The 13,917-nt window shown below is 44.0% G+C and carries 6 protein-coding genes; 1 reads left to right on the forward strand and 5 read right to left on the reverse strand.

Annotated features, from left to right (window positions below; translation table 11 throughout):
- Positions 1 to 29: 29 nt before the first annotated feature.
- The 3 genes from OCV19_RS23490 to OCV19_RS23500 form a co-directional block, all read right to left on the reverse strand.
- On the reverse strand, positions 30 to 2,873 hold the full coding sequence (locus tag OCV19_RS23490; protein ID WP_065675793.1) for an amylo-alpha-1,6-glucosidase: 2,844 nt from the start codon (positions 2,871 to 2,873) through the stop codon (positions 30 to 32).
- A 30-nt stretch (positions 2,874 to 2,903) separates the two neighbouring features.
- Entirely contained in the window at positions 2,904 to 4,082 is a 1,179-nt protein-coding gene (gene malE, locus OCV19_RS23495; protein WP_048610530.1) for a maltose/maltodextrin ABC transporter substrate-binding protein MalE, read from the reverse strand.
- A 368-nt stretch (positions 4,083 to 4,450) separates the two neighbouring features.
- Positions 4,451 to 6,082, reverse strand: a complete 1,632-nt coding sequence (locus tag OCV19_RS23500) for a glycoside hydrolase family 13 protein (RefSeq protein WP_065675794.1) — start codon at positions 6,080 to 6,082, stop codon at positions 4,451 to 4,453.
- 194 nt (positions 6,083 to 6,276) lie between these two features.
- Here OCV19_RS23500 and OCV19_RS23505 point away from each other — a divergent pair, with 194 nt between their 5' ends.
- Positions 6,277 to 7,191, forward strand: a complete 915-nt coding sequence (locus OCV19_RS23505; RefSeq protein WP_065675795.1) for a LysR family transcriptional regulator — start codon at positions 6,277 to 6,279, stop codon at positions 7,189 to 7,191.
- 95 nt (positions 7,192 to 7,286) lie between these two features.
- On the opposite strand, the gene pulA is transcribed toward OCV19_RS23505, so the two are convergent.
- Complete coding sequence (gene pulA, locus OCV19_RS23510; protein ID WP_065675796.1) at positions 7,287 to 11,705, reverse strand: pullulanase-type alpha-1,6-glucosidase; 4,419 nt, start codon at positions 11,703 to 11,705, stop codon at positions 7,287 to 7,289.
- Between the two features lie 343 nt (positions 11,706 to 12,048).
- On the reverse strand, positions 12,049 to 13,845 hold the full coding sequence (locus OCV19_RS23515) for an alpha-amylase family protein (protein WP_065675797.1): 1,797 nt from the start codon (positions 13,843 to 13,845) through the stop codon (positions 12,049 to 12,051).
- Positions 13,846 to 13,917 lie beyond the last annotated feature (72 nt).

Consider the following 13,917-nt stretch of genomic DNA (forward strand, 5'->3'; position numbering starts at 1 on the left):
TTCTTTATATCGGCTTGCTAACAATGAAATTAGTCTTTTGCTACTGATAACTGTTGTTTATTCCGTTTGTTCAACAAGTAGTCATTGTTAAACATGCTTCGGTGTTTCTTGGAAAAATCAGGTTTAGCAAATTTTAAGTCATTTAAGATGGTATTACTTTGTTTAGGTTGAATATCAATATGCGCTTGTTTATTGCTTACAGTGACCTGACTTTGGAGACTATCGATCATTATTTCCAACTGCTCCGTCAATGGTGTTGAGATAACAGCCACAGATTTTTGATCTATATCCAGTTTAAGAACTAATGTTATGTCGGAACTCATTGTACCTTCTAAATTTGACCGAATCTCGTAGTGAGAAATACCACTTTTAGAGTCAAATGCTAACCGTAGTTGATTTCCTTTCCCAAAAGGCAGCGTAGCAACTAATTTATGCCAACAACTTGGAAGGTTGGGTGTTAGGTGTATCTCATTATCTAATAAGCGTGGGCAGTACCCCAAATAGTCCTGTTGCGCGTTACGAGCATATTCGGAAACAGACCAAGCTTGAGCGAATGTGCCTGATTCTACAAGATTGCGGTCATCGACTTGGTAGGCGTCCAAATTCTCACTCATTGTTCCTCTACAGCCTTGTTTAAGGATTTGTCTCGCCAAGTTTTTAGATAGTTGGTAACTGAGGTCTTGCTTCTTAAACTTGTTGAGAGCAGTGATGGTAAAGCCTGCATTCCACCCCCAGATCGTACCATTGTGATAAGCCGCGTCTTTATGGTATGTGGCTTGATTGTCATGATATGGGTGAAAATCAACGTGCTCTTGTTGTAATGAACAGATCCCCCATGGGAACAATAGATTTTCGATAGCATTCTTGACGATGTATTGCTCTTTTTCACTCTGATTAAGATCAACTTTCTGAGGAATTGATATCGTCATGAGCTGGTTTGGACGCACGCTATAATCTGGAACGTCACCTTCAGATAAATGGTCGGCTAATCGATTATGTTCATTATCCCAAAATTTGGTTGCGAAGTTTTCCTTCACTTTTCCTGCTTGGATTGTCCAGCTCTTTTCTGCTTCGGAGTCGCCCACTAAAGTTGCGAGCTGAATGGCACTGTTTAAGCTCTCAAACCATAAAGCTTGGATATCATTGGCTTTAGGTCCACGAGGAGACCAAGGTGTCATCCCATCAATTTTTGCATCCATCCATGTATCAGGGTGGCGATGTGCCATCAAGCTATCTTCATTTAAGTAGTGTCTTTCGACACCTGTGATAAAACGCTTCAGGGTTGGGTAAATAGCCTTACCGAACGCGACATCACCAGAATAGTTGATGTATTCGAGAGCTTCTCGAATCATCCACGGTGTGCCATCAGTAGTGTTGTAAATGATGTTCGTTTTACTTGTCACGCGATTGGGGATTCGGCCAAAATTCACGGAGCTTTCGTCGAGCATCTGCATTGATGCAAAGTTTTCAATTATCTCTTTGGCTTCGTTAAATAACCCATTAACCAAGCTTGTTCCTGATAAAGCGATAAACGTATCGCGGCCCCAGCAGTCTTTGAACCAAGGTAGCCCAGCCCAAATACCGGTTCCAAATTCATGGCTAACAAAGGCTCTACTGGCAAGACGTGACCACATAACCGCTCGGTTGTATTCCAGGTCGTTGGTCCACAAATAATTATCGGTCAGGAAGTCATAAACTCGCTGCTGGTGAAGAACGTGCTCGTTATTTTTGACAGCTTGATTTACCAGTAAACTAGCGGATTCAAGCGTGTCAGCAAAGCCTAAATAGACAATAAGGTCTGTTTGTTTATTCGACGTTGAGAGCATCAGTTTTACATTACCCTCTGAAAGTTGAACTAGGTCGCGCAGTTCATGATGATCGTCTAGTGAGACCTCTTTTGCATGTATTGAATGGTTGCTAGCAATTGCTACAAATCTTGGGCTGCCTTCAGGGCAAACTTGAGGGCTGAGTTCTAAGACTACATTTGAGCTTGAGGTATTTGAGGTATTTGAGGTATGAACTGTAGAGTGAACAGTCGGTATGTTGAGTTCTGGAATCAGGCTTAAAATGCTTGGTTTGTTTGACGAAACCGTGAGCGATACAAGCCTCGAACCTTGAACAAGGCTTAGCGATTCCTGACTATTGTCGTAATGATGCTCAATTCCATAAGGCATAAGGCGAGCACATTGAGCTACTAGCTTATTATTAAACTTGCCGTTGGTATAGCTGGCGAAGGAGCCTAGTATCCAACCTTGGTGGTGGCGATATTTTGCACTGTTTACATAGTTATAGGTAGTACCGTGATAATAACCATCGACGTTATCCCCGAATACAAACGGGAATGACTGTTTTTCTGTGATGGCTAGTTCTTGGAATAGTTGCTCGTGTGGTATTGCAAACTCAGGGTGCTTCCAGTCAGGAAATACGCCCTCAATCTCAATGAGCTTAGTATCAAGGCGCTCTCGTTGAGGTGTTGATTGAGTGTTGTATTCACCTTTGCTTATGGTGAGGGTTGGAGTCGACGAGGAGAATTCAACTTTCAAGGAGTACTGACCTGCCTCGGTGGGAGAGAGTAGTAGGTCATTGCCAATTCCTTGTGTATTGATAAGAGAGATTGCTTGTTCGAACTCGCAAAGTGTTGCTTCACTTTCATGTCCTGAAAGTGTCCATTGCTTCGTTCCATCTGAATCAGAGATCTTGAAGCGATAGAGATCGGTTGATAAGCATATGCTTGCTCTATAAGAGCTATCTTGCTCTTTGATAAGTGGGGTGTCTAAGCCCCAACCATTAAATGTACCTTTGAGATAAAGAGTAGGGATTTGCATAACGAGGTGACTTCCAAAACAAAAAAGGCACAGCATGCGCTGTGCCAAAGGACAATAGGATATTAATAAGAAGAAAGGTTATTTGGTAATTTGCTTAGCTGCTGTGTCTAGTGCTTCTTTAACCGTTTGCTTACCTTGCATTGCGTTATCGATTGCAGCACCCTCAGCGAACCAGTAAGCGGTCATTTGAGGGATGTTAGGCATGATTTCGCCGTTTTCAGCGTTCGTCATGGTTGACTTGATGCGTTCATCACTCTCAAGGATCTTTTGGAATGATTTTAGTGTCACGGCGCCAAGAGGCTTATCATCATTCATGGTTTTCAAAGCATCGTCTTGGAATAAGTAGTTTTCTAAGAATTCGACAGCAAGATCAGTATTCGGACTTGCAGCATTGATGCCTGCACTTAGGATTCCAACAAACGGGTTACCCTTACCACCATTTAATGTCGGCAATTCTGCAACACCATAATTAACGCCAAGTTTATCTAGGTTGCCCCAAGACCAAGGGCCGTTAATGGTCATCGCAACGTTACCATTGGTGAACTCAGCTTCAGCTACTGAGTAATCCATGTTCGGGTTAACAACCCCTTGGTTTACCATATCAACTAAGAATTGAAGACCGTGAACGCCTGCTTCGTTGTTAACACCAGTGCTTTTTGCGTTATAGCCTGTTTCTGTTTTCTCAAAAGCGAATGCACCACCGGCAGAGATCATTGGCCATGTGAAGTAAGCATTTTTCACATCCCACATAATGGCTTTTTTATCTTGTTTAGCCATCTCTTTTTGAATAGCAGCAAGTTCTTCCCATGTTTTTGGTGGGTTTGGAAGTAGGTCTTTGTTGTAGATTAGAGAAGGTGCTTCGATTGCTAGAGGGTACCCTACAATTTTGCCGTTCACCGTTACCGCATCCCAACTGAAGTCGACAAGCTTTTCTTTGAATTCTTTACTTGGGTTTAGTTCGTGAAGTAAACCTGATTCAGCGTAACCACCAAAACGGTCATGTGCCCAGAAGATGATATCTGGACCGCCGCCTGTCGCTGCGTGTTGTTGGAATTTTGCTTCCAGTGAATCTGGATACTGAACATTGATTTTAACGCCCGTATCTTCTTCAAATTGCTTACCAATTTCAGCGAGACCGGCATAACTTTTATCGCCGTTGATCCAGATAGTAATTTCACCTTCTTCCATAGCAAAAGCTGGTGCATTAAAAAGAGCAGCAAGGGTACAAATAGACAGTGTTTTCAATAGAGGTTTCATAGTTTCATTCCATATTCAGAAGGTTATCCATAACGATAATCACTTCTATCAGTTCTTATTATCTTGGAGTGATTTTATCGGTTTCCTTGTGCCTTGAGAAATAGGTAAACAAATAGAAGATATAGTAAAAATCTATATCATTAAGGTGAGGCTAGAGTTTTAGAGGAAGATGGATAGCTTTTGTGATGTTGAACATGAAAAGAAATGTGAAGGTGGGCTCAAACAAATTGCTGGTCATTTAGCTATAGCCGAATAAGAGTGGGGTTGCATATCTTGGTTTATGCTGTATGAGTTAACACCACTGATTGGGAACAATAAAAAAGGCAAGGAATTACCTTGCCTTTGTGCGGGGGTTGGAGCTTATAGGGCTATAGTTTTAAAGCAAAAGATTCATAAGGTGCTAAGTGTATTAGCGTATCTACACTTGAAACTTCACCATAGTTGTTGATGAGGCAAGTCGGCGTTTGGGTGCGATATTGTTCAGGAACTTCAAGAGTTAACGACTCTCCTGAGAAGTTACATACGATAAACAGTCGTTCACCATCCAATTCACGAACGTAGGCAAAAACCTTATCGTGTTCTTCAAAAACAGGAATGAAAGATCCGTAGACAATTGCTGGATGAGCTTTGCGTAACTCAATTAATTTCTTGTAGTGGTAAAATATTGAACCTGAATCGGCTAATGCACTTTCGACGTTTATATCCGGGTAGTTTGGATTGAGCTCAATCCACGGCGTTCCGTTAGAGAACCCTGCGTTAGCTTGATTGTTCCAGTGCATTGGTGTTCTGGCATTGTCACGGCTGTTCTCGTGAATGGCATCCATCATGTGTTCATGAGTGACACCAGACTCTGTTTTTACTTTGTAGAAGTTATGAGTCTCAATATCCTTGTACTGATCCAAACTGTCGAAGGCAACGTTCGTCATGCCAATTTCTTCACCTTGGTAGATATAGGGTGTGCCTTTCAAGAAGTGTAGACAAGTCGCAAGCATTTTTGCTGACTCGATCCGGAAGTTTTTGTCATCACCGTATTTTGACACCAAGCGCGGTAAGTCGTGGTTATTCCAAAATAGAGAGTTCCAGCCACCATCTGCCAATTCTAGCTGCCATTTCGTCAGAACATTCTTGAATTCTCTAAGGTCGAGCGGAATAGGATTCCATTTGTCACCGTTATCCCATGTCAGTGTGATGTGTTCAAATTGGAATACCATCGATAGTTCATTTCTATCTTGTCCGCTGTATAGCTTAGCAATCTCTGGTGTTGCGCCCCAAGTCTCTCCAACTGTTAACAAATCTTTATTGCCAAAGGTGGCCTGATTCATTTGTTGCAATAGCTTGTGCAGTCTTGGCCCGTTGCCCGTAATTCCTTTATCGATCTCTTTACCGATAAGGTCGATCACATCTAATCGAAAGCCGCCGATGCCAAGGTCAATCCACCAGTTCATCATATTATGAACTTCTTCTTGTACCTTTGGGTTTTCCCAATTTAAATCTGGTTGACGTTTTGAAAATAGGTGGAAGAAATATTGTTGTGTTAGCTCATCCCAATGCCAAGCGCTACCGCCGAAGATCGATTCTTGGTCGTCTGGTGCGCTCCCATCCGGTTTTGCATCACGCCAGATATAATAATCTCTATATGGGTTATCTTTTGAAGAGCGAGCTTGTTCGAACCAACAGTGTTCGTCTGACGTGTGGTTTACCACTAAGTCCATGACAATCTTGATGTCACGTTTTTTTGCTTCGTCCATAAGGCGTTGCATGTCTTCCATGCTGCCAAACTCTTCAGCAATCGCTTGGTAGTCAGAGATGTCGTAACCATTATCATCCATTGGAGATTGGTAAACAGGCGATAACCAAATGACATTGATGCCAAGTTCCTTGAGGTAATCGAGCTTACTGATAATCCCATTTAGGTCGCCGATACCATCATTATTTGAGTCTAAAAAACTACGCGGGTAAATTTGGTAGACTACCGCGTCATGCCACCATTTCTGTTCCATCTCAATTTCCACTTAATTAGTTGATTGCCTTTACTATAGTGATATCACCTTTGAGTGGGAAATAGCATTACTAATGCTCTATATAGAAAAATCCTATATCATGTTGCCTATCCGCTGTGTGCAAACATCAGTGGGGTAATTTGTCGAATTTCTAACCTCGCATTTTGTGATCGAATGCAAACTAAGAGAGTCTTATGAATAAGCTATATCGATATTTTCTGATGGTTGCGCATACCGGTAGCATTAAAGGTGCTGCAGAAAAACTGAATATAAGCCAGCCTTCCTTGACTGCTGCAATTAAGAAATTAGAGAGTGATATTGGTGTTGCTATTTTTATTCGGAAGTCAAAAGGCGTTGAACTTACCGAGTATGGGGTGCTGTTTCGGGAGTTTGCGCAAGAGCAGCAAGAAAAGCATCTGTCGCTAATGCACCGTTTTACCGATATGCAGCAGCGCCAATTAGGTAAATTGAAGCTCGGCACAGGCGAAGCTTGGTGGGAACAATTTGTCTGTAAGGCTGTTGAAGAGTACAAACAACAAGAACAAATGGGTTCGCTACATCTAGAGTTCGGAAATAATTTATCTTTGATGCATCACTTAGTTCAAGGGGATATAGATCTGTTTGTTGGCCATGAAATTTATGGGTTGCATGAGCGATGTAAAGTGACTTTCTACCCACTATTTCAAGACAAAGAAGCTGTGTTTGTTCGAGATGGTCATCCATTGTTAACAAAAAAAAATCTCGATGTCAGCTTGTTAAGGCGTGATATGTTGGATTATCCAATACTCCAAGTGACTCCCGATCACTCGAGACATAACTCCGTACTTTCTGATCACGTAAATTCACAATCTGGTGGGCGTGATGCCGAGGTAGTAGGGCGAGATGTTTATGATGTTGATTCTCTTTTTGCGAGCTTAGATATGTTAAGAATGTCAGATGCTGTGATGCCATACAGTCATAAAATGTGTGATTGGATGAAAAAAAGAGGCTTTGAAACTTTATTGATTGATGATTCTAAGCGAGGGAATGTTGGTCTTTACGCGAAGCAGGGAGCGAGGGACAAAAAGATTGAAGCATTTATCGAGATCATTAAACAACGCTCTTATTAGTGCCCCCAGTTTTCTAGTAAATCTGAGTTTTTAAACGAGTTGAAAAAGAAAACGCTGACCTGAGTCAGCGTTATTTGTAGGCGTTGAACGAGCGATTACTTAGTCGCTGCGATGTTCACCTGTTTAGAGATGATATCGAATGTCACTGTATACGTGCCTTCACTTGCAGGCGTAAAGGCTAGGTTGCCACCATTATCAGTAACGGCAAGTGAACTTTCAGCAACCACGACATCACTGTAGCCATGCTCACACTGTCCCCAATCCCCACAAGTAAACTTGAATTGGAACTCTTGGTTTGCAGCCAACTCTGCAGTAGTGAAGCTCACCATGGTTGCGTCTTGTGCATTTGTGGTCATCTTCTGTGCATCGTCGTGACCCCAGTTACCTGAGATACTACCTGGGATGTACCAAGTTTTGTCTTTGTAGCTTTCACCAAGCTCCGCATCGACAATTACTGGGTTTTCCACATCAGAAGCATCCAATGAGAACTCATACATACCCATTTCAGTGAAGTTTGATGGGCAGTTCTCACCGCCGCAGCTAATTTGAGAGTCCCAGTCACCATGCGTGAACTTATAGCCAGTGTCAGAAGCTAAGCCTAGCTCGATAGTGTACAAACCGCTGTTGGTGTAAGGCACTTCAATCGCTGCTGGATCCCAGCTAGCTTGCTCGAAGCCGCCTGCAATGTAGACCTTAGTTTTACCAAACGGTGGTAAGTCTGCTTTCTTCTCCGCAACTGGTAGACCTAGGCTACGCTCAGAACCTCGCAGTTGAACGAATACCGCAGTAGACCAAGCCGGTACTGAGAATTTGCCTTCAGTGAATGATGAATTCCCAGCAATACCGTTGTCTTCATGTGCAGCACTCAGTTCAAAGCCAGACAGAACAATTGGCTTGCTCTCGTGGTCAACGAAATCACCGACTGTTTGCGTCTCTGGCGTCGCATTGATGATAACTACAACTGCATCAACTGAGCTGTCGATATCCGCAGTTTGGGTACTGCCGTTATCGATGGTCATTGCGATCACACCGGTTGCTTGGCCTTTACCCGTATTACGGAAATCAACTCGATTGATGATCTCTTGTGCGCTTGGTAGCGTCATCAGATCCGAGGCAGAACGAAGCATCAACAACTCTTTGTAGTTATTGTACATGCGCTCCACATGTTCAGCTTCAGGCTGAGAATTTAGATCCGCAGTCGCACGAGCGATTTGGTCGTAGTTATCCGCATCCTTATCTTTCGCTGGCAGACCTTTGTTCCAGTTACTGTCAGTGAGGGTAAAGTCAACGAGGTTGTACCAATCGCCGTAGTCGTACGAGTCACGTTGCATCGATTTCGAACGCAGTAGTTCGCCACCCATGTGATTGAACGGCATCGCTTGACCTAGCAATACTGTAGACATACCAATGGTCTGCATTTGAACACGCACATCTACGCTAGCATCTTCCGATACCTTGTACATGTTGATGTCCCAGAATGTTTGGTTATCGTGTTTTGATACGTAGTTTTGTACTTCCCACGGTTGCTCTGCGTAACCTGCCTCTTGGCCGTTATAATCAATGGATGAACCAACTTGCGTGTTGCCTTCGAAGTCGACCATCTTGAAGTCTTTCAAGTTACCCGCCATACCCAAACGAGTCAGATCGATTTGGTGTAGTGCGCGCTCTAACTCAACGTCAGAAACATTGCCTTCATCATCGGCCATCAGTTCATTTGGCAGTGTTGCAGCGCCAGTTGCGAAGCCTTGAGTTTTACGAATCGCTTCACCGCCATCGAATGGACTACCGCCTCGAACTGCATCTCTGAGTCGGTCCGAGAAAGAACCAATACCAGTACCACCTAGGTTAGGTTGTGTTGCTTGTGTAAAACGACGGTTGTTTTCAACTTCACCAAAGTTCCAACCTTCACCGTAGAAGTAAACCTCTGGATTGACTTCACGAGCTGCAGCCAACGTTTGTTGCATTTGAGACAGTGGGTGGTGGCCCATCAAGTCCCAACGGAATGCATCGATCTTGTATGCCTCTACCCAAGTTTGAATGGAGTCATCAATCAACTTGGCAAACATTGCGTGTTCTGGCGCCGTGTTTTCACAACAGGTCGAAGTCTCGACCATACCTGAATCTGGAACCAGACGTTGGTAATATAGCGGTACGACTTTATCGAGTACCGATTTATCATTCATGCCCGAAGCGTTAGTATGGTTGTACACCACGTCCACCACTACGTTCATGCCGACATCTTGCTTAACTGATTTCACCATCTCACGGAACTCAAGAATACGTGTCGTACCTTCTGCGTCAGTGGCGTAAGAGCCTTCTGGCACCGTGTAGTGGAATGGGTCATATCCCCAGTTGTAAGAGTCTACAGAACGGACGTACTCGTTAAGTCCTTCTACCACTGCATTGTCTTTGGTATCCGTCGCTTTAAGCTCTTCAAATGCCTCGGCGATTGTGCCACCGCTAGTGCAGTAGTCGCTGTAACGGCTGTCGTTCTTAATCGTTTCATTCAAAGAACAAAGCTTGCTGAATGGTTCGTCGATATCTGCTACTTGGTCTGGGTCTTCATTAATGGTTGCGATATCGAATACAGGCATTAAGTGTAGGTGTGACATGCCCGCCTCACTAAGCTCTTTAAGATGATTTACTGGTACTGAGTTTTGCTCAGTAAACGCTAGGTATTTGCCTTTATTGTCCGTGCTTTGATCACGAGATGAGAAGTCGCGTACGTGTGACTCGTAGATCACCATGTTGGCTAGGTCGCCATTCTCCGGATCTTGTGAGTGTGGTGCTTCTAAGCTATCCCAACCTGCAGGCTTAAGCTCATCTGAGTCTAAGTCGATCGCTTGGCTGTAGAACGAGTTCGTGGATAAGCTAACCGAGTAAGGGTCAGTCACTTCGTAGCTGAAACCTTTTTGTTCTCTTGGTTGGAACACTTTCATTGCGTAGCGGTAGTATTTCCCGTCAACCGTGTCGGTTTCAACTTCAATACTCCAGCTGCCCGTTTCGTTGTTCTCGACCATTGGGTGGCGAGCCGCTTCAGATTTATCACTGTTGTAGACAACCAGTTCAACCTCTGACGCTGTTGGAGCCCAAAGTCTGAAGGTTACACCATCATCACCGTAGATAGGACCATACTCTTGTTCGGTAGCGGCTTCTGCAAAAATTGCATCCAGTGCGCCTGCATATTGAACGGCAGTTGACGAGCGCAATTGTGTTGGTTCACTGTCAGCATCATAAGAAGAGGCAATAGCAATCAAACTGCCCTTCATGATTGAAGCCAGTGACAGATCAGTTGGCAGTTGTGGCAATTCAAATGTTGGGTAGTCAGCAAGATGTGGAAATTTCGCTTTTTGTTCATCACTCAATGCTGTGCTTGTTAGCTTAATTGAAGCTCCGCTTATCACGCCTTCTTCCGATACCGTGTAATCGCCATTTGCGCTGAACATCAGTTGTACAAGGTCAGCGCCGTTTCCTGCTTGCCATACTAGAGTGCTGTCATCAATTAAAATGGCACCAACACTGTCGATAGTAAACTCTGAAGATGGACCTGCCACTTCAAATGCTTCACCACGAGTAGCATATGCAGTTGCGCTGCCAGCCATGAAAGTCACTGCTGGGTTCGCTTCTTGACCTGAAATATCGATAACGAGATCGGCACCAATCAACTTGTCTTTGTTTGCGTTGCGGAAAATAAGGTTGAAACATTGGCTAGGGTCGTCGATAACAGGTACGTACCAAACTGGCCCAAATTCGTCAGAGGCGTCTGGGGTCACCGTGACATCGTCCCAACCGTCATTGAAGTAGCTTGGATCACCTGCAGCACAAGTTGCGTTGTTCCAAATGTGTAGGTTAAGGTTGCCGTAGCCATCCTTATCAGCACCTTCTTCTTTTTTATCGCCTAGCGGGTCGTAGAGGTGAATTGCAAAATGGCCACTTGGTGGTGTTGGTAGCTCACCGGGGGGGGTTGCTTCTGGCAGTTTGACGTCGGTACCTGCTTGATCCAGTCCGTAGCTTGTTAGTAGCGTGTCTTGGCGAGAACCTGAAACCTTTGTGCTTTCGTGTGTGACACCAACGCTTGCGCCTGCATCAGCAGCGTTGAGAGTGATACTTGCTTGGTCAACGGTGCCGTCAGTAATTTTGCAGCTACCGGTTGCTTCGTCTGCAGCGACTAGCCACATAGGGCCAAATTGGTCAGAAGACGTTGCTGGAAATGAGTTATCACCACACACCAGTGTCCACTGGCTGAAATCGGTTGTGGTATTTGCCATACGGGAAATAGTAGAAGTAGTGTCGGCAATGTAGCTTATAGAAACTTGGTCTGCGGTTGGTTGTGGCGCTGCACTTGGTAGGTCGACACTCGGTGTCAGTACCACTTCACCAGGAACCGATGTTCCCGGCGTGGGTGTAGTGTACGAGTTATCATCGTCATCATTACAACCGACGATCAGTGTCGCCGTCAGTATCGGCAGCATCGCCTTGGTAAGAGTCGAGAGTTTAAAGGTTTTTGTATTCACGTGTGATATCCATATTAGAGTTTTGTTTTCGGTGAATATCGTAATGTTGAATAAGGTGATCTATATGTGAGCCTTATATACAAAGTTATTTTTAAGTCGGAATTTAAAAATAACTAGTGAGGAAATCACGCTTTGTATTTGTGAAAAGCGAGGTTAATTGGATCAACAACACATAAAATTAAGCAATATGCTATTTAGGCGTAGTAGGTAGGAGGAGGGGTAAAGGAGGAGGACTACTCCTAATTACTGTGAGCTATCTATCGCTTTATTGTGAGGTTATTTTTCATCAAAAATAAAGGGCGCGTAAAAATTTTTAGTTCAGCACCCTTATTCTTTTTTTCAATCAGTTAATGAGTGAATCAGAAGCTAATGAACGCAGTGGTAACACCCAAGTAAGCGCGGCCAGTGGGGCTAAGTGAACATTGAAATGGCCAATACCTTGCTCAATCGTTAATGTTTGAGGTTGTTGATGTTCAATAAATTCCGCTAGCGAATATACAGCGTCTGGCAACCCCAATGTCTTGATAACACTGTTTGGTAGTGTCAGCTCGATCTTAGTGGATGATTGCTGATCGAAGTTAACCGCCGTAAGAATCAGTTCATTTTGGTCGTAGCGTAGGAACGCATAGGTAGATTCACTTAACTGACAAGGTTGATGAAGGTCATAGTACTCGCCAGTGAGTGCCGAGTGCTCCAATGAAAAATTCATCACACGTCGATAGAACTCACGCAGCGCGGTTTCGTTTTCGTCTAACAAACCGCCATCAAAAGCACCGTAGTTCATCCATTTTTGATGTTGAGGTACACCAGTGTAGTCAAATATGGAAGTTCGTGAGGGCTGTCCAAAGCCTGCATTCTCTGCACCGGGTTCTCCGACTTCTTGCCCAAAGTAGATCATGGTTGGAGAACTGCTCAATAACGCGCTGACTAGCATCGCTGGTTTAGCGATATTCGGATTACCCACAAATTCAGGAGACGCGATACGCTGTTCATCATGGTTATCTAAGAAGTGCAACATGTGATGTTCAATATCCATCAGTTGATGTTGGATTTCAGGGATGATTGCCGTTGAAGCCTTACCTTGCATGATGGCTTTGAGGCCGTCATAAAGATCAACCTTATCGTACAGGTAGTCCATTTTTCCTAGGTGAATATAGTCGCGGTACAAATGAGGTTGGTACACCTCAGCCATTAAAAAGGCATTTTGGTTTTTCATCTTTATTGATGAGTTGAGGTAGCTCCAAAACTCAACTGGCACCATTTCAGCCATATCGTAACGGAATCCATCAACGCCTTTGTCTAACCAGAACAAGGCGATGTCTCGGAATTTAATCCAAGAGTCTGGCACATCCACGCCTTTCCAGAAGTGGTAATGGTCTAGGTGGTCACGCTGTACATAGTCTTTGGGTAGCTCAGGAAAATCTTTTGAACCGTCAGGGCGCACACCGTAATTAATCTTTACGGTTTCATACCAATCGTCGAAATTAGGTTTAGCTAAGCGTGAGCCATTACCCGTCCATTTGGCTGGTGTTTCGATAAACGGGGAGCTTAGGCTAGGGTGCTGTTCACCACCTAGCGGCGTAAAGGCGGGCTCTATGTCTGGTAATTCAAAGGTGCTGTTAGGAATGTAGTAGAAGTTATTGTCTCTGTGGTATTCCAGCGTTGTGTCATCTTGAGCGCCGAAGTCACTGACGCCTTGCGGGTTATTTAAGCCTCTATAATGACGCGCAACGTGATTCGGTACGATATCGATGATCACTTTTAAACCATTGCCGTGACTTCTCTTGATTAGTGCCTCGAACTCTTCCAAACGGCGATCAGGATTCTCAGCGAGGTCTGGATTGACTGAGTAGTAATCTTTTACCGCATAAGGTGAGCCTGCGCGGCCTTTCACTACGCTCGGGTGATCGTCTGAAATCCCGATATGTTTGTAATCATTGATGATGGCGTGATGTGGCACTCCGGTATACCAAATATGAGTCATACCGAGTTTGCGGATTTCAGACAGCGCTTTGTCGGTAAAATCACTGAACTTACCGACGCCATTTTGCTCGATTGTACCCCATGGAACATGTTGGGTGTTTTTATTGCCAAATAAACGCGTAAAAACTTGGTAGATGGCGTACTTTTGGTTGTACATATTTATAATTCCTTTAACTTCCATCATGTTATGTAGGGATGAAAGGGCTTGTTTATTCTTTGCAGGCTAACC

Origin of the sequence: Vibrio celticus (assembly GCF_024347335.1) — a bacterium.
Taxonomy (GTDB): Bacteria; Pseudomonadota; Gammaproteobacteria; order Enterobacterales; family Vibrionaceae; genus Vibrio; species Vibrio celticus.